The organism is Amycolatopsis sp. cmx-8-4, assembly GCF_046548675.1.
Lineage (GTDB): Bacteria > Actinomycetota > Actinomycetes > Mycobacteriales > Pseudonocardiaceae > Amycolatopsis.
The window spans coordinates 76,368-100,675 of the sequence record NZ_JAEBDZ010000003.1 but is presented as its reverse complement, the minus strand read 5'-3'; the positions used below and the strand labels follow the sequence as shown (position 1 = coordinate 100,675).

The following is a 24,308-nucleotide window of genomic DNA, read 5'->3' as shown; positions in this document are numbered from 1 at the left end:
CGGGGGTCCGGGGGCTCGCCCCCGGCGGGGGTCTGGGGGCTCGGCCCCCAGGGGCAATGGCGGACGCAAGCCCCGGTCCGCGCGTTCCGCGGACACACCTCACCCAGCTTGCGGTAGCGGTGGGATTCGAACCCACGGAGAGGTTGCCCCCTCGCATGTTTTCAAGACATGTTCCTTCGGCCGCTCGGACACGCTACCTCTGGTCACGAGGGTAGCCGACCGGCTTTCGCGGCAACCTCAGCCGTGTCCCGGACGTGCTCGGGGTCATGGGTCCTGGGCGTCGCCCGCGGCCTAGGACCAGGTGAGCGTCAGCGCCGCGCCCTGGGCGTGGCCCGCCTCCGCGGCCGGGGTGCGGGTCGACGGGTCCAGGGGGTTCTGGCCGATCGCCGCCACCGAAGCTTCGTCCGGGCTGACCACCGCGATCTCCGCGCCCGCCTTTCGCAGGTCCTCCAGCACGGTGAGCAGGGCCTTCTCGCCGGGCAACGGCGATTCCAGGCCCAGCGGCGCGACCACCGTGACGCGGGTGGCGCCCGCCGCGTAGTCGGCGTTCTCGCCGGAACGGACGCCGCCGTCGATGTAGCGGCGGCCGTCGATCGTGGTCGGGGGCCAGATGCCCGGGACGGCGCAGCTCGCCGCCACCGCGTCCACCAGGCTGACGCCCGAAGTGCGGTCGAACAGCCGTGGCTCGCCCGTTTCCGCGTCGACCGCGACGAGAACGATGCGCTGCTCCGGCCAGTCGTGGGACGGCAGGCGCGCGGCGATCACCGCGCGGCGGTCTGCTTCGGACACCGTTTCGGCGCCCAGTGCCAGCTCACCGACGCGCTGCCGCACCTCGGCGGGCGAGCCGGCGTCCTCGAACGCGGCGCCGAAGTCCGCGACGAACTTCTCCATGTCGATCTCGGCCGGGATCTCCGGGGTCTGCCGCGCCGGGTCGGCCTGGCGCGCGAACAGGTCCGCCAGCGCGACGCCGCTGGTGACCTGCGCGGCGACCGTCGCGCCCGCCGACGTGCCGACGATCAGGTCCGCGCCGGTGAGGTCCTGCCCGTGATCCGCCAGCCCGGCCAGCAACCCCGTCGTCCACGCGATCCCGGCGACCCCGCCACCACCCAGCACCAACGCCTGTCCGCTCATGCGGGCACCCTAACGGCCCCCACCGACAATTCCGGGAACGGCTCAGGGCTGGCGCAGCTGCTTCGCGGCGATCCGGGCCCGCACCTCGGGGCGGCGCAGCGGCGGCACGGTCGCCGGCGGCTGACGGCGTTCGGGCAGCTGCTCCAGCAGCCTCGTGGTGATCCCGGTGATCTCCGCGACGGCCGCTTCGAACGGCTCGCGCGTGGCGTCCGACAAGGACTGCACGCCGGTCACCTTGCGGACGTACTGGCGGGCCGCGGCCTCGATCTCCTCGTCCGTCGCGGACGGCTGGAGTCCCCGGAGGGTGGTGATGTTTCGGCACATGCCGTCCAGGGTACGACTCCGCGGAGGTCCGGATCACACGGTCGGGTTGGCTGTCGCCGACCTCGTTGACGCTGCTGCCTGCGCTTGGGCAATGTCGGGGTAGTGCCCCTCAGACCGCGTCCCTTCCGTTCCACCCGCCCCGAACCCGGCATTCTCGAAGAACGACCCGAAACCCCGATCCCGGAACAGGCTTGGCCCCGCGTGCGGGCCGACGAGCTGGTCACCCTCGTGGCACACGTCTTCGCCGCCCACGGTTTTCCCGAGGCGCGGGCCCGCATCGCGGCCGAAGCGCTCTGCCACGGCGATCTGACCGGATCGCCGGCCACCGGCGTCGCCGAGCTGACCCGGACCCACCTGCCGTTGCTGAAGAACGGCCACGTCGTGCCGCGCGCCGAGCCGTTGATGATCGCCGACCGCGGGGCCGCCGCGCTGCTCGACTACCGGCGCGCGTCCGGCCTCTGGGCCGTCGGTGACGCGATGGACCGCGCGGTGACGCGGGCCGGGCGCTTCGGCGTCGGGCTCGTCTCGCTGCGCGGGGTCGGGCCGTTCGGCCGGGCCGGGCACCACGCCGCGCGGGCGCTGCCGCACGCGATGATCGGGCTGGTGCTGGCGGCGGGCGGTGAGCCCGGCCAGCCGATGAACCCGCTGGGGATGGCCGCGCCGGGTGGCGCCTACCCCGAGTTCGTCTTCGACATGGACCACCCCGGGCAGGAGGCCGCCGCCGGGTTCACGCTGCTCGTCGAGGTCCTCGCCGGGGTGCTCTCCGGCGTCGCCGACCACGAACACGACACCGGCCTGCTGGTGATGGCCATCGCGCCGACGACGCTGCGCAGCGCCGACGGCTTCTACCGCGCGGCGAGCGCGCTGTTCGGCAGCATGCTCGGGTGGGAGGGCGGCGCCCCGATCCGCTACCCCGGCTGGCGCGAGGCCCAGCACCTCGAGCAGTGCCGGGCGCTGGGCGTCCCGCTGGCCGGCCCGGTGCGGCGCGAGCTGGACGGCTTGGCCGCGTCCCTCGGGCTGCCGCCCCTGACCAACGTCGGGTGAGCCCGGCTGAAGCGCCCCAATGTGGCGTTGGGTGCATCTGACGCACCCAATGTGGCGTTGGGTGCGTCCAACGCACCCAACGCCACATTGGGGCGTACTGGACCCGGCCTAGTGGACCAGGATGACCTTGCCGCGGTCGGGGCCGACGGCCACGACGTCGCCGTTCGTCAGCTGGCGGCCGCGGCGGGTCTCCACTTCGCCGTTGACCGTGACCTCCTCGGCGTCGATCAGGTCCTTCGCGTGGGAGCCGTCCTCGGCGAGGCCGGCGAGTTTGAGGAACTGGCCGAGCCGGATCGGCTCGCCGGTGATGGGTACGTCGACGGGGTCGCTCATACGCGCATCATGCCGGGTCAGGCGCGGGCGGCCGTCTGCCGGTAGAGCCCTTGGACGTCCGTGTCGAAGTAGCTCGAGTACGACGTGTCCGGGTCGTCGCCGCCGTATTCGAAACCGCCGATGACGCCGATGACCGTGCCCAGCCGGGTTTTCGGGTCCTCGCCGACCACCCACGGCCCGCCGCTGGTGCCGGTCGGGAAGCCCGCGCAGTCCACCTTGAGCTGGAAGGTGTCCTGGCGGCTGGTGGTGTTCCGGCAGACGGCTGGGGTCTCGGAGTCGTCCGGGTAGCCAGTCAGGGTGATCGGCTGCTCGAACGCGCTGCCGGTGGCCAGGGCGTTCGCGCCGACCAGGCTCTCCAGGGTCTTCGTGGTGCCCGGTTGGTGCGCGGTGGCGAAGCCGACGTCGAGGTCCGGGTCCGACGACTCGGTCCAGCCCGGGGCGACGAGCTCGTCGGTCACCGTCCAGTAGCCGAACGGCGCGAGGCCGTCGTGGTAGGCGGGCGCGAAGGTGACGCCGGTGACGTAGTCGCCGCCTTCGCCGTCGTGGATGCAGTGGGCGGCGGTCAGCAGCACGTCACCCTGCTGGCTGTGGATGACGCTCGCGGTGCAGTAGTGCGCGCCGTCGACGAACAACGCGCCGACGGCCGGGCTGGACACGGCGGGCAGGTCGGCCGTCGACGCCGGGGTCGCGTCGAGAGCCGGGGTCGTCGCGTCCGCGGACTGCGGCCGCCGGGCGACGCCGGCCACGACAAAAGCCGCGCCGAGCAGCAGGACAGCGGCGAGGGACAGCAGAACGGCGGGCCGCCGCACGCGCATCGCCTCCTCGTCCTCGCCCCCGGCACGACCAGATCACCTTAGGACGTCACACCGACACTTTCAGCACACCCACAGCAAGCTCACAGCCGCTAGTATCCGTAACTCGGGAGTAACACCTAACGGGCGGGAGGGCCGATGAAGCAGTTCGCGGACAAGGTCGTGGTGATCACCGGGGCGGGGTCGGGGATCGGCCGGGCGACGGCGCTGGAGTTCGCGCGGCGGGGCGCGCGGGTGGCCCTCTCCGACGTCGACACCGTGAACGCGGAGGAAACGGCGAAGCTGGCCGGGGAGAACGCGCGGGCCTACCCGCTCGACGTCGCCGACCGGGCTGCCGTGCTCGCGCACGCCGACGAGGTCGTGAGCGACTTCGGGCGCGTGAACGTCGTCGTGAACAACGCCGGTGTCGCGCTCGGCGCCACCGTCGAGGAGATGGCGTTCGAGGACTACGACTGGCTGATGGGCGTCAACCTCGGCGGCGTCGTGAATGGCACGAAGGCGTTCCTGCCGCACCTGATCGCCTCCGGCGAGGGGCACGTCGTGAACATTTCCAGCGTGTTCGGCTTCGTCGGCGTTCCGACGCAGAGCGCGTACAACGCCGCGAAGTTCGCGGTCCGCGGATTCACCGAAGCGCTGCGCGAAGAAATGCTGATCGCGCGGCACCCGGTCGCGGTCAGCTGCGTGCACCCCGGTGGGATCAAAACGAACATCGTGCGCAACTCGCGAGGCGGCGACGGCGACCAGGAGAAGGCTGCGGTGGGCTTCGACCGGATCGCGCAGACCACGCCGGAGAAGGCCGCGCTGACGATCCTGCGCGGGATCGAGCGGAAGTCCGCGCGGATCCTCATTGGACCGGACGCCTACGTGATCGACGCCATCCCGCGTGTCCTCGGCTCCGCTTACCAGCGGCCGCTCGCCGTCCTCGCACGGCTCGGCCTGAAACAGCTGAAAAGCTGAAACTCTTTTCGCTACTGCGCCTTTCGGGCGAACGCTCTGGTCCGGGAAGGCGGACCTGCGCCACTGTGGATCACTCTTCCCGGCCTGCTCCGCTCCGGAACGCTTCACTCAATGGAGTTGCGTTTCTGACAAGGCCGTCCGAAATGGTCCAGAATGCGTGGGGTCCGTGAGCCCCGTACCGGAGGTCCCCGATGCCGCGCACCGCACCGAGCGTTGCGACCCGTCCGTCCAGCGACCGCGCCGCGGTGGAGCTGCTGGATCGCACCGGCATCGTCGCGGCCAGCCTGCCCCGGCGCCGCCGCACCGACGACGAGCTGCCCGAGCTCACCGAGCCGATCTACACCCGGCCGCCGGTGTGCGACCAGGACCTGCGTCCGAAGTCCGTGGTGATCCGCCGCCGCGCCCGCACGTGGCTCGGCAGCGGCGCCGCGGTGCTGCTCGTCGCGGCCGGCTGGGTCGCCGGCGGCCTGCTGAGCGGCGGGCTGTTCGCGCCGGCGCCGGCGGACGACGTCGCCCAGGTCGACCCGCGGCCCGCCGTCGCGGCCGCCCCGGCGCCGCTGCCCCAGCCCCAGCCGTTGCCTCAACCGCAGCCGCCGGTCGTCGTCCCGGCGCCGACGACCGTCTACGTCCCGGTGCCCGCGTCGAAGCCGGCGTCGAAGCAGGTTCAGGTGCAGGCGAAGGCCCAGCCGAAGAAGCCGTCGACCGGCGACACCGACGTGCCGCGCGTGGACCTGCCGTCGGCGACGACCCCGCCGCCGAGCACGAACGCGGTCCAGGAGTGGGTCGACGCGGCGGCAAGCATGATGCAGCAGTACCAGTACCGCTCCGGCCGCTGAGTCAGGCGCCGGACCAGCGGTATTCGTGCTCCGGGCGCCCGGTGGCGCCGTAACGCAGCCGCATCTGGACCGTGCCCGACTCCGCCAGCGCCGTCAGGTACCGCTGCGCCGTCGCGCGCGCCATGCCCAGCTCACCGGCGACTTCCGCCGCCGACAACGGACGTCCCGCGCGCCGCAGCTGCTCCGAGACCAGCCGGGACGTCGCCGTCGACTGGCCCTTCGGCGCGGACGTCCGGTCCTGGTCGTGCAGCACGCGGTACGCGCGGTCGACGTCGTCCTGGGCCAGGGTGCGCCCGTCGGCGAGCAGGCCGCGGAAGCGCGCGTACGACGTCAGCCGCTCGGCCAGCTGCCGCGTGGTGAACGGCTTGATCAGGTAGTTCAGCGCGCCGGCCCGGATCGCCGCGGCCACCGACGCGCTGTCGGTCGCCGCGGACAGGACGATCGTGTCCGTCTGCAGCTCCGGCAGTACGGCGAGGCCGGACTCGTCGGGCAGGTAGACGTCGAGCAGCACCAGGTCCGGCGTCAGCTCGCGCACCCGGGCCCGCGCCTCGGCCGCGGTGTGCGCGGTGCCGACCACCGCGAAGCCCGTGACCTCCTCGACGAACCCGGCGTGCACGCCGGCGACCCGGAAGTCGTCGTCCACGATCAGCGTGCGGATCATCCGTCCTCCGTCAGCATTCCGGGCAGTTTGGCGACGAACAGCGCGCCGGTCTCGCCTTCGCCGGGGTCGGCCAGCCAGACGTCGCCGCCGCGCGCCCGCGCGGCCTGGCGGGCCAGCGCCAGCCCGAGTCCGTGCCCGGGCGCGATCTTCGTCGAGACGCCTTCGTCGAACAACGTCCGGCGCAGGTCGGCCGGCACGCCGGGGCCACTGTCCACAACGGACACGTGCAGCGTCGCGCCGTCCTTGAGCAGCCCGATCTCGACGGTCGCCGGCCGGCGCGGTCCCATCCGCGCCGCGTGCAGCGCGTTGTCCACGAGGTTGCCGATCACGGTGTTCGCGGCGATCGGGTCGGTCACCGTCGTCGGCACCCAGGTGTCGTCGGCGAGCTTGAGCGTGAGGCCCTTTTCCTGCGCCTGCTCGGTTTTCGCGACCAGCAGCGCCTGGAGGTACGGGTCGGCGACGGCGTCGCCCAGCTCGGTCGGGTGTGCCGACGGCGAGTCCGTGAGCGTCTGCAGGTACTCGACGGCTTCGGTGTGGTGGCCGAGCTGGAGCAGCCCGTAGAGCGTGTGCAGCCGGTTCGCGAACTCGTGGCGTTGCGCGCGCAGGCCGTCGGACAGGGCGCGGATGCCGTCCAGCTCGCGGGTGAGCGTGTCGAGGTCGGTGCGGTCGCGGAAGGTCAGCACGGTGCCGATCGGCCGGTCGTCCAGCCGCACCGCGCGCGAGTTGATCACCAGCACGCGGTTCCCGGCCACGGCCAGCAGGTTGTCCACCGGCCGGCCCTCACCGACGGCCTTGTGCAGCCGCGGCGACAGCTCCAGCTCGGCCAATGCCGCGCCGATCGGGAGCTGGGTGCCGAGCAGGCGCTCGGCTTCGTCGTTGCGGACCGAGACGCGGTTCGCGTCGTCGACGGCCAGCACGCCTTCGCCGATCCCGTGCAGCACGGCTTCGCGTTCGTAGAGCAGCTCGGTGAGTTCGTGCGGTTCGAGGCCGTGGGTGACACGCCGCAGGCGCCGGTTGAGCAGCGCGGACGCGCCCGCGCCGAGCAGCAGCGCGCCGCCGGCGAACAGCAGCGTGATGACGAGCAGCCGGTTGAAGTCGCCGGTCGGGTCGCCGACCTCGAAGCCGACGCTCACCTCGCCGACCACGCGTCGCCCCTGCCAGATCGGGGTCTTGCTGCGCACCGACAGCCCGAGCGTGCCGCTCTGCACCGCGCTGATCTCGTCCTGCCCGGCCAGCGCCAGCTCCGGGGACGTGCTCACCCGCTGGCCGATCAGGCTCGTCGTCGGGTGGGCGAGCCGGATGCCCTGGTCGTCGGTGATCACCACGAACAGCGCGTCGTTGACCTCGGTCACCGCCAGGACGCGCTCCTCGAGCGGGCCGCCGGGGAGCTTCGCGGCCGCGTTCGCGACCACCACCGGGTCGGCGGCCACGGACTTCGCGATGGCCAGCGCGCGGCGGCCGTACTGGTCGGTGAGCGTGCGGCTCAGCAGGACGCTGACCAGCGCGACACCCAGCCCGACGACGAGGACGACCACGCCGATCTGCAGCAGCAGCACCTGCCTGCTGAACCGCATCCGCGGGAAGAGCGCCCACTTTGGCATGGCTGGGAACATACCCCCAGCTCACGGCGGTGCGCTAAACGAGCAAAACATGCATAACGCGCAGCTCGCACGCAGAACGTCGACAAGCTTCACCTCGGCGCCACGCGTATTTAACGTGCCTTCCAACGTGACAGGCACCACCCAGTTTGGGGGGTCCGCGGGGGCGAAGCCCCCCGGGCCGGGGTGTGGGGGTTGCACCCCCACACCGACACTGCGACGAAGGAGTCACTCCCCATGGTTCCCCCACTGATCGAACTCACCGGAGCCACCAAACGGTTCCCGAGCGGGTCCGGTTCCGTGCACACGGCCGTCCGCGACCTGACCATGACCGTCCAGCCCGGCGAGTTCGTCGCCGTCGTCGGCCCCACCGGCTGCGGCAAGTCGACGACGCTCTCGCTGGTCTCCGGCCTCCAGCCGCCGTCCGCCGGGCGGGTGCGGGTGAACGGCACCGACGTGAAGTCCATTCCGGACGGTGTCGGCTACATGTTCCAGACCGACGCCGTGATGCCGTGGCGCTCGGTGCTGGACAACGTCGCGTCGGGGCCGCGCTTCCGGGGCGTGTCGAAGGCCGAGGCCCGCGCGCAGGCCGTCGACTGGATCGGCCGCGTCGGGCTGGCCGGGTTCGAGAAGTACTACCCGCACCAGCTCTCCGGCGGCATGCGCAAGCGCGTCGCGCTGGCCCAGACGCTCGTGACCAAGCCGAAGATCCTGCTGATGGACGAGCCGTTCTCGGCGCTGGACGTGCAGACCCGCGCGCTCATGCAGGACGAGCTGCTGCGGCTGTGGTCCGGTTCCGGTGCCGCGGTGATCTTCGTGACGCACGACCTCGACGAGGCGATCGCGCTGTCGGACAAGGTCGTCGTGCTGACGTCGTCGCCGGCCACCGTCAAGGACGTCTTCGAGATTCCCCTGGAGCGGCCGCGGAAGGTCGAGGACCTGCGGCTGACCGAGGAGTTTCGCAAGCTCTACGCCGACATCTGGGAATCGCTGCGCAGCGAGGTCGACAAGGCCCGCGAGAAGGGAGCGACCAGTGTCGCTTGAGACGCCGGCGGCCAAGGCCGCATCGGGTGGGGCGGGTGGGCCGGAGACAGCACTGCCGGTTCTGGAGACCGAGCAGGACATCATGGCCCGCGCGAAGCAGGCTTCTGCGCGCCGCAAGCGCAACATCTGGCTGCTGCGCCTGGCGATCGTCGTCGTCTGGCTGGGCAGCTGGGAGCTGACGGCGACGTACTGGATCGACCCGTTCTTCTACTCGAAGCCGTCGAACATCTGGGCGCGGCTGGTCGAGTGGTTCAGCACCGGCACCGACTTCGGGTCCATCTGGTACAACATCTTCACCACCGTCGAAGAAGCCTTGCTGGGCTTCGTGATCGGTGCGATCGCTGGGGTCGTGCTCGGCGTCGTCCTGGGCCGCAGTGAGTATCTCGCGCAGGTGCTCGCGCCGTTCATCAAGGCCGCCAACGCCCTGCCCCGCATCGTGCTCGCGGCGCTGTTCGTGATCTGGTTCGGCCTCGGGCTGTCGTCGAAGGTCGCGACCGTCGTCGTGCTGGTGTTCTTCGCGGTGTTCTTCAACGCCTTCACCGGCGCCCGCGAAGTGGACCGCAACCTGATCGACAACGCCCGCATCCTCGGTGCGACGCGCGGTCAGGTGCTGAAGTCGATCGTGCTGCCGAGCGCGACGTCCTGGATCCTCTCCTCGCTGCACGTCGCCTTCGGGTTCGCGCTGATCGGCGCGGTCGTCGGCGAGTACACCGGCGCCAAGGCCGGCATGGGCTTCCTGATCAGCAACGCGCAGGGCACGTTCGACACCGCCGGGGTCTACGCCGGGATGCTGATCATCACCGTCGTCGCGCTGCTGGCCGAATGGGGCATCGGCACCCTGGAAGGCCGCCTGCTGCGCTGGCGGCCGAACGTCAGCTCCGCGGCGCAGGGGATCTGACATGCGGCTCAAGAGGACACTCGCGATCACGGCCGCGCTGGCCGTCACCGTCGGCGGGGTCACGGCGTGCCGCGACTCGCGCTCGATCGACTTCGGCGACGGCGGGCAGCCGCACATCAAGATCATGGTCGGCGGCCTGTCCAAGGTGATCTACCTGCCGGCCCAGCTCGCGCAGCAGCTGGGCGAGTACAAGAAGCAGGGCATCGACGTCGAGCTGTTCGACCAGCCGTCGGGCGCCAACGCGGAGACGTCGCTGCTGGCCGGCGAGGTGCAGGGGGTGGTCGGGTTCTACGACCACACGATCGACCTGCAGGCCAAGGAGCAGTGCATGCAGAGCGTGGTGCAGTTCGCCAACGTGCCGGGCGAGGCGGAGATGGTCGCCGCGGCCAAGGCGGGCGAGATCAAGTCCGGCAAGGACTTCAAGGGACGCACGCTCGGCGTGACGTCGCTCGGTTCGTCGACGGACTTCCTGACCAAGGCCCTCGCGCAGCGCGGCGGCGTCAGCTCGAAGGACTACACGCCTTACAAGGCGGGCGCCGGGCAGACGTTCATCACCGCGCTGAACCAGGGCACGATCGACGCCGGGATGACGACCGACCCGACGATCGCGCAGCTCACGAACACGGGCCAGGCCAAGGTGCTCTACGACATGCGCACGATCGAAGGCACCAAAGCCGCTTTGGGCGGTTTGTACCCGGCGAGCTCGTTGTACATGAGCTGCACCATTGTCGAGCGTTATCCCGACGTCGTGCAGAAACTCGCCAACGCGTACGTCGCGTCGCTGAATTGGCTTTCGAAGCACTCGCCGGAAGAGGTGGCGGAGATCATGCCGCCGTCGTTCGCCGGCGGGGACAAGGCGCTCTACGTCAAGTCGCTCAAGGACAGCCTGCCGATGTTCACCGAGGACGGCCGGATGGACCCGGCGGGCGCGCAGAACGTGCTGAAGGTGCTGGGTGATTCGTCCAGCAACGTCAAGCCGAAGAAGGACAAGATCGACCTGTCGAAGACGTACACGACGAAGTTCGTCGACGCGGCACGCGCGCAGGCGGTCCAGTAGCCCCGCTCACCTGACCGGGCGGTTGGTGAGCCGCATGGGACCCGTGAAGGCCTCTTCCCCCGCGGAGGCCTTCACGGGTCTTTTCGTCCATTCGGGAGCAAATACGGCAAATATCGTGATTCGTTCCCGGAATGTGAAGACCCTTCGAAAGTAGCTACCTTCCGGTTGTCGCGGATTCAACACTGGTCACACGGTTTTCCCGGGTCCCCACCCTGTGAACGGAGTCTCCGTCATGACCAGAATCGCTTCCTCTCGTGCGGTCCGCGTGCTCACGGTCGCCGCCGCCGCGGCCGCCGGCCTGGCGATGGCCGGCCCGGCCCACGCGGCGGTCGAGTACGGGTCTCACTTCCACGGGCACCAGTTCGCCGGGGGCAACTGGGGCGGCTACGTCAGCTTCGGCAGCTTCACCACGGCCACGGCGAGCTGGACCGAACCGACCGTGACCTGCCGCTCCAGCAACGACCTGTTCGCTCCCTGGGTCGGCATCGACGGCGACGGATCGTCCACAGTGGAACAGACCGGCGTCGAGACGGACTGCTCCAGCGGCCGCGCGGTGTACTCGGCCTGGTACGAGATGTACCCGGCCGCGCCGGTCTACTACTCGGTGTCGGTCGGCGCGGGCGACAAGATCACCGCGACGGTGACGCGGACCGCGACCAACACCTACAAGCTGGACCTCACCGACTCCACCAAGGGCTGGACCAAGACCACCACGAAGTCCCTGACCTCGAAGCACGCGTCGGCGGAGGCGATCATCGAGTCGCCGACCGACTCCTACCCGACGATCTCCGGCGGCATCAAGTTCACCGGCGTCAAGTTCAACGGGACGAACCTGGCCTCGACCAGCCCGTCCGGCCTGAGCGCCGACGACCGCGGCACGAACACCTGGACCCCGGGCGCCATCGGCTCGGACGGCCAGAGCTTCACCATCTCGCGCCACTGAGCCGGTACCGAGCGGTCACTTCAGGTTGTTGATCGCCCACGCGACCACCATCACCGCGAGGACGAGCGAGATGACGGCCTGCAGCATCATCGTCATCTTCGCCCAGATCCGCAGGGGCATGACGTCGGTGGGGCTGAAGGCGGCCGCGTTGGTGAACGAGAAGTAGAGGTAGTCCAGGTAGGACGGTTCCCAGTCCTGGTGCGCCAGGTCCGGGTCGGCCATCTGCGGGAACTGCAGGTCGGGGTACAGCGCCCGGCCTGCAGCCCGCTTGCCGGGGCCGCCGCGGTCGAACTCCCAGTACCAGAGGGAGAAGGCGACGATGTTCGTCCAGTAGACGATCCCGCCGGTGACGAGCACGGCACTGGCGCGGTCGCCGATGGTGCCGGTCGCGATGCTGTAGACGAGCGTGATCGCGGACCCGGCGTTCACCGCCGTCACGGCGGCGACGAGCAGCAGCGAGACGACCCGTTCGACCGCGCTGAACTCCGTCATCCGGCCCGGGTTGACCAGCAGCAGCGCGACGACGAGCAGCGCGGAGACGGCGGGCAGGAGCCACTGCGGGTGCAGCGCCATGTCGTCGGGCAGGGCGACCTGCAGCACGAGCGTGGCCACGACGACGCCCATCGCGGGCCAGCGCGTCTCACCGGCGGTCCGGCGGCGCCACGCGGGAAGTGCCTCTTCTGTCACCGGGTCACGGTACGTCCGCGGCGATCACCCCGCAGGTGCGGTCGCGGGAGTCGGCCGGCATCTTGTTCGCGACGTCGGTCCGGGACCGCGCGCCGAGTTTTCGCAGCACCTTCGCGACGTGCTGCTCGACCGTCCGCGGCGACAGGAACAGCCCGTCCGCGATCTCCCGGTTCGTCCGGCCTTCGGCGAGCATCCGCGCGACCTCGCGTTCCCGCGGCGACAGCTCACTGCCGTAACCACGACGTCCACGCTGCGAGGGCGCCCACGCGCCGTGCTCGCGCAGCTGGTGGCGGCAGCGTCCGGCGTCGCGGGTGGCGCCGAGGTGCTCGTACGCCTCGGCCGCCGCGGACAGCTCGTCGACGGCGTCGCGGTTGCCCGCGGCGAGCCGGCACAGCGCGGCCCGCTCGCGCATGGCCGTTGCCGGGTAGGGCATCGGCAACGCCCCGTAGCCCGACGCGGCTTCGTCGAACAGCGTCGCCGCGGCCAGGTGCTTGCCGCGTGCTTCGAGCAGCACGGCCCGGCCGGCCACCAGCGCGGCCGTCGCCACCGGCGCGTCCCGGCCCTCGATGCCGCGCGCAAACGCTTCCACCACGCTGTCGGCCTCGGGCCAGCGCCCGGCTCGCGTGTACGCCTGGGCCGCCGCCGGGACCAGCGCCGCCGCCCAGATCCAGACGCCCTTGCGCCCGGCCGCGGCGACGGCGACGGCGGCCACCGCGCACGCGCCGTCGACGTCGTCGGTCGCCAGCCGGACGGTGATCAGCACGCCGGCGGCGGACAGCACCACCGGGATCGGGCCCTGGTCCGGTGCGTGCACGCTCGCCGCGGTCAGGTGCCGCGCCGCGGTCGCGAACTCCCCGCGCACGGCGGCGAGGCCGCCCAGCACCAGGGACGACTCCATGACGATCGGGCCCAGCTCCGGGTAGCTGTCGCGCAGCTGCTCGGCGGTTTCGGCGAGCCCGCTCCACTGCCCGCGCACCCAGTCCAGCCGGACGCGGGTGCCCTGGATCAGGCCGATCGCGTACAACGCGCCCGCGTCGGTCGCGCGCCGGACGCCTTCGGTCACCAGCCGCTGCGCGCGGTCGAGGTAGCCGGCCCACGCCTGCCCGTCGGCGAGGTTGCACCACAGCCGGGCCAGCTGGACGCGCTCGGCGACCGTGCCGACGGTGTCCGACAGCGCCTCGAACTCCGCCCACGACGCCGGATCGCCGACGTGGGACGCGGCCGCGATCCGGTCGGCGGTCAGCGCCAGCCGCAGCTCGGGGTCGTCGAGCCGGTCGTAGACCTCGCCCGCGCGGGCCCGCCAAGCCTCGTGCCAGGACAACGGCGTCAGCCCGTCGATCGGCTGGGCGAGCAGGGTGATCCCGCGTGCGGCCAGGTCGGGCCGGTCGACGAGCTCGCCGACCGCGCGCTCGACTTCCAGCCGGCCGCGGCCGAGCTGCCCGATGGTGCGGACCAGCAGCATGCCGAGGCTCAGCCGGATCGAACCGCGCACCGACGGCGGCAGCGTCACCTCTTCGAGGACGTGCTCCAGCGTGCCGATGACGTCCGGGCGGAACCCGCGCAGCGCGACCTGGCTCAGCTTGCCCGCCACCCGCCCGACGTCGGACTGCGCCGGGCCGGGCTCGGCGAGCACCGACTGCAGGAGGTCGATCGCGCGCGACGTCTCGCCGCGGGCGATCGCCTCGTCGGCCGCGGCTTCGGCGTAGTGGCGCCACTGGTCGACGCGGCCGGCCGCGCGGGAGTGCCGCGCCAGCAACGTGAGCGGGGGTGCCGGCTGCGCGGCGAGCACGCGGATCGCCTGCGCGTGCAGCAGCGCGCGCTCGGGTCCGCTCACCGTGTCGTAGACGGCCTTGCGCGCCAAGGGGTGCCGGAAGCCGTACTTGCTGTCGCCGACCTCGCCGAGCACCCCGGCGGACAGCGTGGCGAGCAACGCCGCGCGCAGGTCGTCGCCGGCCAGCCCGGCCAGCTCGCCGAGCACCCCGGCTTCGGCGCCGACGCCGAGCACCGCGGCCGCGCCGGCCAGCCGCACCGCCGGCCCGGGCAGCCCGGAAAGCCGTTCGGTGACGGCTTCCCGCAGCAGCACCGGCACTTCGAGGTTCTCCAGCAACCGGTCGGAGAGGACTTCGCCGACCGGCAGCCGTTCGGCCGCGTCGCGCAGCGCCCGCAGGGTTTCCTCGACGACGAACGGGATCCCGGCCGTGCACTCGTGCAGCTTCGCGGCGAAGTCGTCGGTGACGCGCGGGAGGTCGAGGATTTCGACGGCGAGCGCGCGCACCGCGGGGACGTCGAGCGCGCCCAGCGCGACGCGCGCGGAGTGCACCGCCGTCCCGGTGCGGAGCGGCGCGCCGGGGCGGGCGCCGGGTCCGGTGCGGGACGCGGCGACCACGGCCAGCTCCGGTGGCATCGACCCGGCGAGGAACCGCAGCAGGTCGAGGGTGTCCTCGTCGGCCCACTGCAGGTCGTCGAGCAGCACGAGCGCGGGCCCGCACGCGGTCAGCAGCTCCCGCACCGCGCGGAACACGCGGTGGCGTTCGGCGACCGGGTCGGCCAGCGGTTCGGGCTGTGGAGGAAGCGCTTCCGCGAGTTCGGGGAGCAACGGCCGCAGCACGCCGGCGACCGGGCTGAGCGGGCCGAGCGGCGCGTCGCCCGCGCAGCGCAGGGCCTCCAGGATCGGGCCGTAGGGAAAGGGTTCGCGCAGCGGCTGGCAGGTCCCGGTGAGCACGCGGCCGCCGTCGAACTCGGGGCGCCGCGCGATCTCGGCGAGCAGCCGGGTGCGGCCCATCCCGGGCTCGCCTTCGATCAAGACGGCGGCCGGGCGCAGCCGGAGGACGTCGACGATGGCGGCGAGCTCGGTGTCACGGCCGGTCAGCCGGGCCCGTCCGGACCGGACGGAGACGGAGGTGGGGCGGGGCGCGGTCAGCCACATTTGACCTCCTCGACGCACACCGGGGGCTGTGCGCGGGAGCCTAAGCAGCGCTTAACCCGTCCGTAAACCTTTCACCGAATAGGTGGCCGGCACCGCACACGCACGTCCGCCTACCGGCTGTCACCGGGTTGCCGGGGGAAACGCCGCTCCTCGGGCGCCGGGCGAGCGAAACGTCGGCGTCTCAGCCGTTCCGGCAGCGCTTACCACGTTCAGTGAATCGACTCGGCTACGGAAAGTAGTGCACGGAAACCCTACTTACGGACCTGTCCGACCGGGTGACGCTCCGCACTTGAGGCCGCTTGGAGCAGCGGATACGGCCGAGGGGAATGCGTATACCCATTCGCCGGGTGCCCGGATTGCACCGTAACGCCCATAACGGGGACGCTCTGCCGGGGGAGTTCCTCTGCGTGGCCGGTGGGGAGCCGCGCGTAACCACCTCTAGGGAGAAGCATGAAGATCGCCAGACTCTTCGGTGCCGCTGCCGTTGCCGTGATGACGACGGGCGCGCTCGCCGCGATCGCCGTCCCCGCGTCCGGCCAGGACCTGCTGAACCCCGACATCGTGCCCGCGATGCAGCGCGACCTCGGCCTGACCCACGACCAGGCGGTGGCCCGGCTGAAGAGCGAGGACGTCGCGAGCAAGGTCTCCGCGGCCGTTTCCGCGACCCTCGGCGACGCGCTCGGCGGCGTCACCTACAACGCCACCACGGGCAAGGCGCACGTCGAGACGACGAACGCCGCGCTGCTCGGCAAGATCCGCGAAGCCGGTGCCGAGGCCGAGCTCGTGAAGTTCAGCTCCCGGCAGCTCGACTCCACTGTGGACACCCTGAACGCGGCCGACAAGGCGGCGCCCGCGTCGATCACCGGCTGGGGCGTGGACTCCACCACCAACCGCGTCACGCTGACCGTGCTGCAGGGCCACACGAGCGCGGCCGACGCGTTCCTCACGCGGTCCGGTGTGGACAAGGCGGCGGTGACGATCCTCCAGACGGCCGCGAAGCCGTCGCTGTACGCCAACATCCGGGGTGGTGACGCCTACTACATCGGCGGCTCGTCGCGCTGCTCGGTCGGGTTCTCGACGACCACCGGCTTCCTCACCGCCGGGCACTGCGCCGCGCTCACCGGCGCCGGCGCCCTGACCGGGTCCAACGGCGCCGCGCTCGGCTCGTGGGGCACCTACCGGTTCCCGGGCAGCGACTACGCCGCGGTCCGGACGAACAGCAGCTGGACCCCGGTCGGCCAGATGAACAACGGCACCCGGGTCACCGGCTCGTCGAACGCGGCGACCGGCACCTCGGTCTGCAAGGCCGGCTCGACCACCGGCTGGACCTGCGGCACGGTCGGCGCCAAGAACCAGAGCGTCCGCTACGCCGAAGGCACGGTCAACGGCATGACCGCGACCAACGTCCGCTCGGCCGCGGGTGACTCGGGCGGCGGCTTCATCGCCGGCAACTCGGCGCAGGGCATCCTGTCCGGCGGCAACACGACCGTGACGTACTTCTTCCCCATCGGTGCCGCGCTCTCGGCGACCGGCACCACGCTCCGCCTCGGCTGATCTTCCCCCGGTAACGGCGAACGGGCGGGTTTCGGGCGCCTCCAGCGCGCCCGAAACCCGCCCGTCCGTTCCTCGCCGCGGGAATGGGAGGTTTACGGGTCAGACGTTGCTGATCTCCTCGATCAGCCCGTCGACGTCGAAGTACGCGGCCTCTTCACCGAGCGGCACCAGCTCGTAGGACGCGTCGAGGAACGTGCGGACGTCCTCGATCTCCAGCTCGAACGACGCATAGCCGTCCGGTGACTCGATTTCGAGGGTCAGGAAGTCTTCGTCTTCGGACAGATCCGGGCGGACGCGGACGTCGCCCAGGCCGGCCGGCTCGTCCAGGCCTTCGACGAGCAGCTCACGGGCGAACGTCCACTCGATCCACCGGCCGCGCTCGGTCCGGAACGCCACGGTGACCGCGAACGGCTCCTCGGCGTGGTAGGAGAGGCGCGACAGGACGGGCGTGGTGCTCTCGTTCAGCACCACGAACTGGCTCTGGTGTACGGCTTCGGTGTGCACGGGCCCTCCTGGAGTCTCGCTTCGGTTCGCGCGGCGCGAACTGTTCGCCAAGGAGATGACCAGGGCCGACGGTCATGACGAAGAAACCTTCACGTTCACTTGATCGGTTGCATCCGTCCATTGTGGTGTAACGCCGGGCACATACCCCTTGCGCTCAGGCGGCAACGGATGGTGACGGTTCGCGCAGCGCGATCGGCAGCTTCTTCCGCAGCACGAGCAGCGCCGGAACGGCTGCCGCGCAGGTCAGGGCCAGTACCGACCAGGTCAGCGCGTTGTCCACGCTGAGCAGGGCGGCCAGCAGGCCCGGCGCGAGCGCCACCGGCAGGCCCCAGGACAGCTGGAAGATCGAGCTCGCGCGGCCTTCGGCGCCCGGGGGAGCGGCCGCGGCCGCCGCCGCGGTGCCGGTCGGGCCGAACATCGCCTCCGCGACCGAGAAGCCGACGCTCGTGAAGAGGATCAGGCCGGTGGCGACCGGCAGGGAGACGGCCTCCAGGGGGATCAGCAACCCGAAGCAGGCGGCGAAGAGCGTCGCGGCGCCGATCAGGGCGGCCGTCCGGCTGCGGCCGGCGAGCAGCGCGACGATCGGGCGCTGCCCGGCCACCACGACCACGGTGCCGAGTGCGATGGCCGTCCCGGCGATCCACTGTGGACCGTGCAGCAGGTCGTGGACGACGAGCGGCAGCACCGCGAACTTGCTCGCGCTGGCGAGCGTGAAAGCCATGTGGGTGACGCAGAAGCCGGTGAACGGCCGGTCGCCGAGCACCGCGCGCCAGCTGCCCGACGGCCGGACCGCAGTCGCTTCGGCCCGTGGCAACAGCCGGATCAGCACGGCCGCGACGGCGAAGCTGGCCGCGTTCACGTAGGCGAGCAGGTGGAAGGTCCACGGGCTGGTGATCGCGGGCAGCACGGCGATCGCGCCGGCGCCGATCCCCGCGCCGGCGAACCGCCCGGCGGTCTGGGTGGCGAGCACGCGGTCGGTGTCCCGGCCCTCGGTGAGCCGGGCGGTCATCGGCGCGTTGCACGTCCAGAAGAGCCGGTCGCCGACCCCGGCGACGACCGTCACGACGATCACCTGCCAGCTGCTGTGCACCAGGGGGTAGGCGCAGAAGGCGCCGATGCGCACCACATTGCCGGTGATGAGCAGGGCGCGTGGGCCGAACCGGTCCATGGCGGCGCCGGCGGCCGGCCCGCTGACGAGCGCGAGCAGGGCGCCGGTGCTGAGCGACGCGCCCGCGTCGAGCAGGCCGAGGCCCTGGGCGTGCACCAGGAAGAGCAGGGCGAACGGACCCCAGAGCCCGCTGCCGAGCGCGTCGATCAGGGTCGCGACCAGGAAGATCCGACGGTTCCGAAGCATGCTTCCCCCAGGTGGACAGCGCTTCAGGATATCGGCCCTCGGTGCCCGCTTACGGGCCGAGCGGCAGGTTGAGGCCCACTTTCACGCGGTCCATCGCCACGCTCGTGGTGAAGTGCCGGACGTTCGGGTTGTCGAAGAACATCCGCCGGGTGAACGCCTCGAAGCCCGCCATGTCCGGGCACGTCACGATCAGCACGAAGTCGGCGTTGCCGGTGACGTAGTAGCACTGCTGGACGCAGTCGTCGCCGAGGACCTGGCGGCGGAAGGCGTCCAGGACCGCGAGGTTCTCCCGCTCCATCTCGACCATGACCACGAACGTCATGCTCAGCCCGAGCGCCCGCGGCGACAGCACCGCCACCTCGCGCTCGATGACGCCCGCCTCGCGCAGCCGCTTGATCCGCCGTTGCACCGCCGCGGCCGAGAGGCCGACCTTCGCGCCGATCGTCTCGGCGATGGTGCGGGCGTCCGCCTGCAGGCAGGCGAGGATGGCGATGTCCAGCTGGTCGAGGTCGGGTGTCTGCACTCCAGCAGGCTAACCGGGAGCACCGACGATCCGCCGGGAGTTATCGGGCGCCTCACTCGCTCGTGACCGTGCTCACTACTCCGTACACAGGTAAGATGAAACAACTTTTTCAGTGACATCGAACACAACTGACCGGTCTACCAGGGGGTAGCCCATACAAGTGGAAGACCAGCCGGATTCTCCGCCAACCCGCCGGCGTGGGGAGGCTCTCCCGTGCCCGCACCTGCCGCCGTGTTGACCGGACTCGGCTCGTGGCTGCCGACGAAAGTCCTGGCCAACCACGAGATCGCCGCTCGGCTCGACACCTCGGACGAGTGGATCCGCACCCGCACGGGGATCCGCGAGCGCCGCGTCGCCGGGCCCGGTGAGTCCACTGTGGATATCGCCGTCGGCGCGGGCCGCAAGGCGCTGGCCTCCACCGACGGCGGCGCCGACATGGTCGTGCTCGCCACCGCCACGCCCGACCAGCCCTGCCCGGCCAGCGCGCCGCAGGTGGCCGCCCGGCTCGGGCTCGGCACCGCCGCGGCCTTCGACGTCAACGCCGTGTGCAGCGGTTTCGTCTACGCGCTGGCCACCGCGGCCGGGTTCATCGCGGGCGGCCTCGCCGAGCGCGTGCTCGTGATCGGCGCCGACACCTTCACCACGCTCATCGACCCGGAGGACCGCACCACCGTCCCGATCTTCGGTGACGGCGCCGGCGCGGTGGTCCTGCGCGCCGGTGACGCCGACGAGCCCGGCGCGTTCGGGCCGTTCGACCTGCACAGCGAGGGTGAGCACGCCGACCTGCTGTGGGTCGAGGCCGGCGGCTCGCGACGCCGGCTGTCGGACGACCCGGGCGACCGCTTCCTCGCGATGCAGGGCACCGCGGTGTTCCGGCACGCCTGCGCGCGGATGGCCGAGTCGTCGCGGACGGTCCTGGAGCGCGCGGGCTGGATGGTCGGCGACGTCGACCGCTTCGTCGGGCACCAGGCCAACATCCGGATCCTCCAGGCGACGGCGAAGCAGCTCGGCATGCCGGCCGACGCCGTGGTGGCCAACATCGACCGCGTCGGCAACACCAGCGCCGCGTCGATCCCGCTCGCGCTGGACGACGCCCGGCGCGACGGCACCCTCGCACCCGGCAACCGCGTCCTGCTCAGCGCGTTCGGCGCGGGCCTGACCTGGGGTTCGACGGTGCTGCGCTGGCCGGAGCTGGGTCAGCCGTCCTGAGGTTCCGGGCCGGCTGTCCAGGTCGGCGTCGGCTCCTGGCGGCCGCGCAGCTCCAGCGCGCCGTGCTCGGTCCAGAACGCGCGCTCGCCCCGCAGCGCGCCGGACACGGCGGCGTCGCTCGCGAGGATCCGTGACGGCACCGCCTTGGCCAGCTCGGTGAGCCGCGCGGCCTCGTTCACGGCGTCGCCGATCACGGTGTACTCGAGCCGGCTGCTGCTGCCGAGCTGCCCGGCGAACACCGGGCCGCTGGAGACGCCGATGCCGAGGTCGAGCTCGCCCGTCTCGCGCACCGCGTCCCGGATCGCCCGGGCCGCGGCCAAGGCGGCGGTCGGCGCGTCCGAGAGCCGCGTCGGCGCACCGAAGACGCACAGCGCGGCGTCCCCCTGGAACTTGTTGACCAGCCCGCCGCGGGCGTTCACCGCGGTGACGACGGCGGCGAACAGCCGGTTCAGCTTCCCGACCAGCTCCTCCGGCGGGGTGCGGTAGGCCAGCGCGGTCGAGTCGACGACGTCGACGAACAACGCCGTCACCTCGCGGACGTCCCCGGAGAGCGAGGCGCCGTACTCCAGCGCGTGCCGGGCGACCTCGGCGCCGACGTGCCTGCCGAACAGGTCCCGCATCCGCGCCTGCTCCCGCAGCCCGGAGGCGAGCTGGTTCACCGACGTCTGGAGCAGGCCGATCTCGCTGGAGTCGTCGACGTCGACGACGACCTCGTTGTCGCCGCGGGCGATCTTGTCGAGCGCCACGCGCAGCCGGTGCAGCGGCGCGGCGACCGCCCGGGCCAGCAGCGCCGTGCCGAGCGCGCCGACGACCAGGCCGATCACCGACAGCATGATCAGGCTGGCGGTGTGGTCGCCCGAGCCGAAGTCCGGCGGCGTCGCGACGAGCAGCACGCCGACGAGCGGCACCCCGCAGGTCAGCGCCCACGTGACGATCAGCCGCGTCAGCACGGTCACCGGCAGCGAACCGCGCGGCGGGACGACGTGCAGCGCGATCGTCATCACCGGCCGCGCCACCCACTCGGCGGCCAGGTAGGTGAGCCCGACGGTGGTGAGGCCACCGAGCCCGATGGTCGTGGCCATCGCGGCCGCGTCCGCCGCCGAGCCGAGCACCCCGGCGAGCACGTCGAGGACGGTGGTGCCGATCAGCCAGAGCGTGCCGCTGACCACGGCCATGTCGACGGGCAGCCGCAGCGCCCGCCGGGCCTCGCTTTCGGCGGGCGGGCGGCCGAGCACGAACCAGATCGCCGTGCGCCGCTGCAGCCAGGCCGTCCACAGTGTCCCGACGAGCAACGAGACGGCGACGATCCCGGCGGCGACGATCCCGAGGATCCAGCCGCGGTCGCCGACGTCGTTGGGCAGGCCCTGCAGCAGCAGGAGCAGCGCGACCACGCCGGAGCCGGCGACGCTGGAGCCGAGCCCCAGCCCGGCGAAGCCCAGGCTGGTGCGCAGGACGACCCGAAACCTCCCGGCGTTCTCGCGCACGGCGTTGATCGTATGGCGTGCGGCGGGAAAAGGCGTGGCCACGCCCCTCGGCGGCCGCTTGGGTCGCGCGTGTTGGCCATTCCGGTCGTCATGTTGGCCACTCCGGGCACCGAGTTGGCCGTTCCGGTCGTCGCCGCGCAGGCTCGTCGGCCAACATGGCGCCCGGAGCGGCCAACACGGGTGGGAGTCAGAAACGGTAGCGCACGATGTGCGCCATCTTCGCCAGCGGCGGGACGAGCTTCAGCATCCGCAGCTGCAGCCGCGTGACCGGTCGCACCCGCGCCATGACCTCCGGCGTCGTCCAGTGTCCGGCGTCCAAAGAGGACACCAGCGTGAGGCCGTAGCGCTCCAGCTCGCGCGGGTTGTCCACGCCCCAGATCAGCGTCGCGCCCGACTTGCGGACCGGCGTGTTGAGCTTCTGCGCCTTGATCCCCAGCTTGCTGAACAGGTCGCAGATCAGCTGGCCGGACGGGAACTTCGCGACCAGGCGCCGGACCAGCTCCGTGCCCTCGTCGGCCGTCAGGTACATGGTCAGGCCCTCGGCGACGATCAGCGCCGGCCGGTCCGACGGCACCTGGTCGAGCCAGCCGAAGTCGACGACCGACGTGCCGATGTTCGTGTGGTTCGGTGCCGCCGCGTAGAGCTTCTCGCGCAGGGCGACGACCTCGGGGTAGTCGACGTCGTACCAGTGCACGGTCTCCGGCGGGGCCAGGCGCTGGAAGCGCGTGTCCATGCCGCAGCCGAGGTGCAGCACCATCGCGTCCGGGTGCGCGGCCAGGTACTCCGCGGCCCATTCGTCGATCGGCTTCGCCCGCAGCACGACGGACACGGCGGCGTCGCGGGTCATGCCGAGCTTCGCGAAGTCGTAGTCGATCTGGCGGACGGCTTCGTCGGCGGCGTGGTCGCCGAGCACCGGGTCGGCCTCGCGGCTGTCGAGCGCGCGGCCGTAGAGGGTGGCCAGCATGGTGGCCTTTTCTTCGGTGAAGTGGACCTTCTCCATCACGACCCCCAGAAGTTTCACAACATTGTGAAAAGGCTAGCGCTCTTCGGGGTGCGCGGCGTAGTCGTGCGCGTAGGTTTTCGCGTCGACCAGGTGCTTGAGGGTGCGTTCGCGGGCCTCGGCCGGGTCCGCGCGGCGGATCGCGTCGAGGATCGCGCGGTGGTCGTCGACGGCCTTGCGGATCTGCCCCGGCAGCCGCAGCGCCGCCCGTCGCTCCTCGCCGACCAGCGCCAGGACCGACCGCAGCAGGCCGGCGACGTCGTCGTTGCCCGCGTTCTGCGCGATGACCCGGTGGAACTCGGCGTCGGTGGCGATCACGCGCAGCATGTCGCCGTCTTCGGCGGCCTTCGCCATCTCGGCGACGTTGTCCTCGAGGCGGCTCACGACCTTCGCCGTGGCGTGGCGCGCGAGCCGGTCGGCCAGCGTCGGCTCGACGGTCGCGCGCAGGTCGAACAGCTTCTCGACGAGCTGGTCGTGCTCGGTGAACCAGGTGCTCAGCGGCTGGTCCCGCGCCTCGGCGACGTAGGTGCCGGAGCCCGCGCGGATCTGGACGTACCCGATGGAGTCGAGCACGCGCAGCGCCTGCCGCAACGACCCGCGGCCGATGCCCAGCTCCTCGCACAGCACGCGCTCGGCGGGCAGCCGCGACCCCGGCGCCAGCTCGCCGGAGTCGATCATCGCCCGCAGGTGGTCGACGGTCGCGCTCCAGACCTGCTCGGTGTCCTCGCCCACGGGCCCATCCTGCCGCACGCCGGGAATTGTCGGGGGTGGCTGCCATGATCGCGGACATGTCCGTCATCGAGACGTGGGAAGCGTGGGCGCGGGGCTGGGCGGTGCCGCGGTCGGCACCGCCACCGGTCGAAGAACCGGACGGCCACCGCGTCGACGTCGGCCTGCCCGGGCCTGGGAGGTCGTCGTGACGTCGGCGGGCGCGCGGTCGAGCGTGCTGCCGGCCGGCGAGGCCGGGCGCGGCCTGTACGGCGCGCTGGGCCGGCGCGTGGTCTCCTCGGTCGTCCCCGCGCAAGTACCAGAGGAGGAAGCGGCATGACCGCACGGTTCAAGGACCTCGCGCTCGACGCGAACGACCACCAGGCCCTGGCGGACTGGTGGTGCTCGGCGATCGGCTACGTCCGCCACGCCTCCGCGGCGGAGCGGCCACCGACCGACCCGATCCCGATCGCCGACCCCGCCGGCAAGGGGCCGTTGATCTGGCTCAACCCGGTGACCGAGCCGAAGACGGTCAAGAACCGCATGCACCTGGACGTCGTCGGCGATCGTGCGGAGCTGCTGGCCCTGGGCGCGACCTTGGTCAGGGAGGAGGACGACGACATCCGGTGGGACATCCTGGCCGACCCGGAGGGCAACGAGTTCTGCGTCTTCGCGCCGTCCTGAAGCGCAGTGGGTGTCTGACCAGACACATCCGCGTCGC

General features: G+C 71.8%; 26 protein-coding genes and 1 tRNA gene. 12 read left to right on the top strand and 15 right to left on the bottom strand.

The features are described from left to right. Positions 1 to 111: 111 nt before the first annotated feature. From ACLJQZ_RS06565 to ACLJQZ_RS06555, 3 genes are all read right to left on the bottom strand, one after another. A tRNA-Ser gene (locus ACLJQZ_RS06565) sits at positions 112 to 198 on the bottom strand. Positions 199 to 291: 93 nt separating this feature from the next. Beyond that, on the bottom strand, positions 292 to 1,131 hold the full coding sequence (locus ACLJQZ_RS06560) for a patatin-like phospholipase family protein (RefSeq protein WP_410619188.1): 840 nt from the start codon (positions 1,129 to 1,131) through the stop codon (positions 292 to 294). A gap of 42 nt (positions 1,132 to 1,173) precedes the next feature. Continuing rightward, on the bottom strand, positions 1,174 to 1,455 hold the full coding sequence (locus ACLJQZ_RS06555; protein WP_247059990.1) for a DUF2277 domain-containing protein: 282 nt from the start codon (positions 1,453 to 1,455) through the stop codon (positions 1,174 to 1,176). Positions 1,456 to 1,557: 102 nt separating this feature from the next. On the opposite strand from ACLJQZ_RS06555, the gene ACLJQZ_RS06550 reads away from it, so the two are divergent. After that, positions 1,558 to 2,499: an Ldh family oxidoreductase gene (locus ACLJQZ_RS06550; RefSeq protein WP_410619187.1), complete on the top strand. Its 942-nt coding sequence runs from the start codon at positions 1,558 to 1,560 to the stop codon at positions 2,497 to 2,499. 108 nt (positions 2,500 to 2,607) lie between these two features. Here ACLJQZ_RS06550 and ACLJQZ_RS06545 read toward each other — a convergent pair whose 3' ends face one another. Both ACLJQZ_RS06545 and ACLJQZ_RS06540 read right to left on the bottom strand, forming a co-directional pair. Continuing rightward, on the bottom strand, positions 2,608 to 2,832 hold the full coding sequence (locus ACLJQZ_RS06545) for an RNA-binding S4 domain-containing protein (RefSeq protein WP_247059994.1): 225 nt from the start codon (positions 2,830 to 2,832) through the stop codon (positions 2,608 to 2,610). A 17-nt stretch (positions 2,833 to 2,849) separates the two neighbouring features. After that, a complete protein-coding gene (locus tag ACLJQZ_RS06540; protein WP_410619186.1) occupies positions 2,850 to 3,647 on the bottom strand; it encodes a trypsin-like serine peptidase in 798 nt (265 codons plus the stop codon). A gap of 135 nt (positions 3,648 to 3,782) precedes the next feature. On the opposite strand from ACLJQZ_RS06540, the gene ACLJQZ_RS06535 reads away from it, so the two are divergent. Together ACLJQZ_RS06535 and ACLJQZ_RS06530 are read left to right on the top strand one after the other, a co-directional pair. Continuing rightward, the gene (locus ACLJQZ_RS06535; protein ID WP_410619185.1) at positions 3,783 to 4,601 is read left to right on the top strand and encodes an SDR family oxidoreductase; all 819 of its coding nucleotides are present in this window, start codon (positions 3,783 to 3,785) and stop codon (positions 4,599 to 4,601) included. A gap of 191 nt (positions 4,602 to 4,792) precedes the next feature. Then, positions 4,793 to 5,437 carry a hypothetical protein gene (locus ACLJQZ_RS06530; protein ID WP_410619184.1) on the top strand — a complete coding sequence of 215 codons (645 nt, stop codon included), beginning with the start codon at positions 4,793 to 4,795 and terminating at the stop codon, positions 5,435 to 5,437. 1 nt (position 5,438) lies between these two features. On the opposite strand, the gene ACLJQZ_RS06525 is transcribed toward ACLJQZ_RS06530, so the two are convergent. Together ACLJQZ_RS06525 and ACLJQZ_RS06520 are read right to left on the bottom strand one after the other, a co-directional pair. Further along, positions 5,439 to 6,098 carry a response regulator gene (locus ACLJQZ_RS06525; RefSeq protein ID WP_410619183.1) on the bottom strand — a complete coding sequence of 220 codons (660 nt, stop codon included), beginning with the start codon at positions 6,096 to 6,098 and terminating at the stop codon, positions 5,439 to 5,441. Beyond that, a complete protein-coding gene (locus tag ACLJQZ_RS06520) occupies positions 6,095 to 7,672 on the bottom strand; it encodes an ATP-binding protein (protein WP_410619551.1) in 1,578 nt (525 codons plus the stop codon). Before ACLJQZ_RS06520 ends, ACLJQZ_RS06525 begins: the two co-directional genes overlap by 4 nt. A 261-nt stretch (positions 7,673 to 7,933) precedes the next feature. Here ACLJQZ_RS06520 and ACLJQZ_RS06515 point away from each other — a divergent pair, with 261 nt between their 5' ends. The 4 genes from ACLJQZ_RS06515 to ACLJQZ_RS06500 all read left to right on the top strand — a co-directional run bounded on the left by ACLJQZ_RS06515 (position 7,934) and on the right by ACLJQZ_RS06500 (position 11,638). Further along, positions 7,934 to 8,740 carry an ABC transporter ATP-binding protein gene (locus tag ACLJQZ_RS06515; protein WP_410619182.1) on the top strand — a complete coding sequence of 269 codons (807 nt, stop codon included), beginning with the start codon at positions 7,934 to 7,936 and terminating at the stop codon, positions 8,738 to 8,740. Further along, positions 8,730 to 9,638, top strand: coding sequence for an ABC transporter permease (locus tag ACLJQZ_RS06510; RefSeq protein ID WP_410619181.1), 909 nt, complete (start codon positions 8,730 to 8,732; stop codon positions 9,636 to 9,638). Before ACLJQZ_RS06515 ends, ACLJQZ_RS06510 begins: the two co-directional genes overlap by 11 nt. A gap of 1 nt (position 9,639) precedes the next feature. After that, positions 9,640 to 10,695, top strand: coding sequence for an ABC transporter substrate-binding protein (locus ACLJQZ_RS06505; protein WP_410619180.1), 1,056 nt, complete (start codon positions 9,640 to 9,642; stop codon positions 10,693 to 10,695). A 232-nt stretch (positions 10,696 to 10,927) separates the two neighbouring features. Beyond that, on the top strand, positions 10,928 to 11,638 hold the full coding sequence (locus tag ACLJQZ_RS06500; protein ID WP_410619179.1) for a G1 family glutamic endopeptidase: 711 nt from the start codon (positions 10,928 to 10,930) through the stop codon (positions 11,636 to 11,638). Positions 11,639 to 11,653: 15 nt separating this feature from the next. On the opposite strand, the gene ACLJQZ_RS06495 is transcribed toward ACLJQZ_RS06500, so the two are convergent. Both ACLJQZ_RS06495 and ACLJQZ_RS06490 read right to left on the bottom strand, forming a co-directional pair. After that, complete coding sequence (locus ACLJQZ_RS06495; protein ID WP_410619550.1) at positions 11,654 to 12,262, bottom strand: hypothetical protein; 609 nt, start codon at positions 12,260 to 12,262, stop codon at positions 11,654 to 11,656. Positions 12,263 to 12,329: 67 nt separating this feature from the next. Next, a complete protein-coding gene (locus ACLJQZ_RS06490; RefSeq protein WP_410619178.1) occupies positions 12,330 to 15,251 on the bottom strand; it encodes an ATP-binding protein in 2,922 nt (973 codons plus the stop codon). A 450-nt stretch (positions 15,252 to 15,701) separates the two neighbouring features. Here ACLJQZ_RS06490 and ACLJQZ_RS06485 point away from each other — a divergent pair, with 450 nt between their 5' ends. Beyond that, positions 15,702 to 16,805, top strand: a complete 1,104-nt coding sequence (locus ACLJQZ_RS06485; RefSeq protein WP_410619177.1) for a S1 family peptidase — start codon at positions 15,702 to 15,704, stop codon at positions 16,803 to 16,805. Between the two features lie 99 nt (positions 16,806 to 16,904). Here ACLJQZ_RS06485 and ACLJQZ_RS06480 read toward each other — a convergent pair whose 3' ends face one another. From ACLJQZ_RS06480 to ACLJQZ_RS06470, 3 genes are all read right to left on the bottom strand, one after another. Further along, positions 16,905 to 17,309, bottom strand: a complete 405-nt coding sequence (locus tag ACLJQZ_RS06480) for an SsgA family sporulation/cell division regulator (protein ID WP_410619176.1) — start codon at positions 17,307 to 17,309, stop codon at positions 16,905 to 16,907. A 154-nt stretch (positions 17,310 to 17,463) separates the two neighbouring features. Further along, on the bottom strand, positions 17,464 to 18,663 hold the full coding sequence (locus ACLJQZ_RS06475) for an MFS transporter (protein ID WP_410619175.1): 1,200 nt from the start codon (positions 18,661 to 18,663) through the stop codon (positions 17,464 to 17,466). 49 nt (positions 18,664 to 18,712) lie between these two features. After that, positions 18,713 to 19,186 (bottom strand): Lrp/AsnC family transcriptional regulator, encoded by a 474-nt coding sequence (locus ACLJQZ_RS06470; protein ID WP_326945659.1) that lies wholly within the window; start codon positions 19,184 to 19,186, stop codon positions 18,713 to 18,715. Positions 19,187 to 19,399: 213 nt separating this feature from the next. Here ACLJQZ_RS06470 and ACLJQZ_RS06465 point away from each other — a divergent pair, with 213 nt between their 5' ends. Further along, on the top strand, positions 19,400 to 20,395 hold the full coding sequence (locus ACLJQZ_RS06465; protein ID WP_410619174.1) for a beta-ketoacyl-ACP synthase III: 996 nt from the start codon (positions 19,400 to 19,402) through the stop codon (positions 20,393 to 20,395). Here ACLJQZ_RS06465 and ACLJQZ_RS06460 read toward each other — a convergent pair. From ACLJQZ_RS06460 to ACLJQZ_RS06450, 3 genes are all read right to left on the bottom strand, one after another. Next, positions 20,383 to 21,879, bottom strand: coding sequence for an adenylate/guanylate cyclase domain-containing protein (locus ACLJQZ_RS06460; protein ID WP_410619173.1), 1,497 nt, complete (start codon positions 21,877 to 21,879; stop codon positions 20,383 to 20,385). The two genes, ACLJQZ_RS06465 and ACLJQZ_RS06460, sit on opposite strands and share 13 nt — an antisense overlap. 187 nt (positions 21,880 to 22,066) lie before the next feature. Beyond that, positions 22,067 to 22,900, bottom strand: a complete 834-nt coding sequence (locus ACLJQZ_RS06455; protein ID WP_410619172.1) for a class I SAM-dependent methyltransferase — start codon at positions 22,898 to 22,900, stop codon at positions 22,067 to 22,069. A gap of 15 nt (positions 22,901 to 22,915) precedes the next feature. Next, on the bottom strand, positions 22,916 to 23,611 hold the full coding sequence (locus ACLJQZ_RS06450) for a FadR/GntR family transcriptional regulator (protein ID WP_410619171.1): 696 nt from the start codon (positions 23,609 to 23,611) through the stop codon (positions 22,916 to 22,918). 56 nt (positions 23,612 to 23,667) lie between these two features. Between ACLJQZ_RS06450 and ACLJQZ_RS06445 the strand changes: the two genes are divergently transcribed. From ACLJQZ_RS06445 to ACLJQZ_RS06435, 3 genes are read left to right on the top strand one after another with little or no spacing between them, the layout of a single operon-like run. Further along, entirely contained in the window at positions 23,668 to 23,799 is a 132-nt protein-coding gene (locus tag ACLJQZ_RS06445; RefSeq protein WP_410619170.1) for a hypothetical protein, read from the top strand. Beyond that, complete coding sequence (locus ACLJQZ_RS06440) at positions 23,796 to 23,927, top strand: hypothetical protein (protein ID WP_410619169.1); 132 nt, start codon at positions 23,796 to 23,798, stop codon at positions 23,925 to 23,927. The genes ACLJQZ_RS06445 and ACLJQZ_RS06440 overlap by 4 nt, the downstream gene beginning before the upstream one ends. Then, entirely contained in the window at positions 23,924 to 24,271 is a 348-nt protein-coding gene (locus tag ACLJQZ_RS06435; RefSeq protein ID WP_410619168.1) for a VOC family protein, read from the top strand. The genes ACLJQZ_RS06440 and ACLJQZ_RS06435 overlap by 4 nt, the downstream gene beginning before the upstream one ends. The last annotated feature ends 37 nt before the right edge of the window (positions 24,272 to 24,308 follow it).

Coding starts and splice junctions, on each gene's coding strand:
- ACLJQZ_RS06555 (WP_247059990.1), bottom strand. CDS start 1,455: ATGTGCCGAAACATCACCACCCTCCGGGGACTCCAGCCGTCCGCGACG.
- ACLJQZ_RS06515 (WP_410619182.1), top strand. CDS start 7,934: ATGGTTCCCCCACTGATCGAACTCACCGGAGCCACCAAACGGTTCCCG.
- ACLJQZ_RS06500 (WP_410619179.1), top strand. CDS start 10,928: ATGACCAGAATCGCTTCCTCTCGTGCGGTCCGCGTGCTCACGGTCGCC.
- ACLJQZ_RS06505 (WP_410619180.1), top strand. CDS start 9,640: ATGCGGCTCAAGAGGACACTCGCGATCACGGCCGCGCTGGCCGTCACC.
- ACLJQZ_RS06495 (WP_410619550.1), bottom strand. CDS start 12,262: ATGGGCGTCGTCGTGGCCACGCTCGTGCTGCAGGTCGCCCTGCCCGAC.
- ACLJQZ_RS06490 (WP_410619178.1), bottom strand. CDS start 15,251: ATGTGGCTGACCGCGCCCCGCCCCACCTCCGTCTCCGTCCGGTCCGGA.
- ACLJQZ_RS06540 (WP_410619186.1), bottom strand. CDS start 3,647: ATGCGCGTGCGGCGGCCCGCCGTTCTGCTGTCCCTCGCCGCTGTCCTG.
- ACLJQZ_RS06475 (WP_410619175.1), bottom strand. CDS start 18,663: ATGCTTCGGAACCGTCGGATCTTCCTGGTCGCGACCCTGATCGACGCG.
- ACLJQZ_RS06535 (WP_410619185.1), top strand. CDS start 3,783: ATGAAGCAGTTCGCGGACAAGGTCGTGGTGATCACCGGGGCGGGGTCG.
- ACLJQZ_RS06545 (WP_247059994.1), bottom strand. CDS start 2,832: ATGAGCGACCCCGTCGACGTACCCATCACCGGCGAGCCGATCCGGCTC.
- ACLJQZ_RS06445 (WP_410619170.1), top strand. CDS start 23,668: ATGTCCGTCATCGAGACGTGGGAAGCGTGGGCGCGGGGCTGGGCGGTG.
- ACLJQZ_RS06525 (WP_410619183.1), bottom strand. CDS start 6,098: ATGATCCGCACGCTGATCGTGGACGACGACTTCCGGGTCGCCGGCGTG.
- ACLJQZ_RS06485 (WP_410619177.1), top strand. CDS start 15,702: ATGAAGATCGCCAGACTCTTCGGTGCCGCTGCCGTTGCCGTGATGACG.
- ACLJQZ_RS06560 (WP_410619188.1), bottom strand. CDS start 1,131: ATGAGCGGACAGGCGTTGGTGCTGGGTGGTGGCGGGGTCGCCGGGATC.
- ACLJQZ_RS06520 (WP_410619551.1), bottom strand. CDS start 7,672: ATGCGGTTCAGCAGGCAGGTGCTGCTGCTGCAGATCGGCGTGGTCGTC.
- ACLJQZ_RS06435 (WP_410619168.1), top strand. CDS start 23,924: ATGACCGCACGGTTCAAGGACCTCGCGCTCGACGCGAACGACCACCAG.
- ACLJQZ_RS06530 (WP_410619184.1), top strand. CDS start 4,793: ATGCCGCGCACCGCACCGAGCGTTGCGACCCGTCCGTCCAGCGACCGC.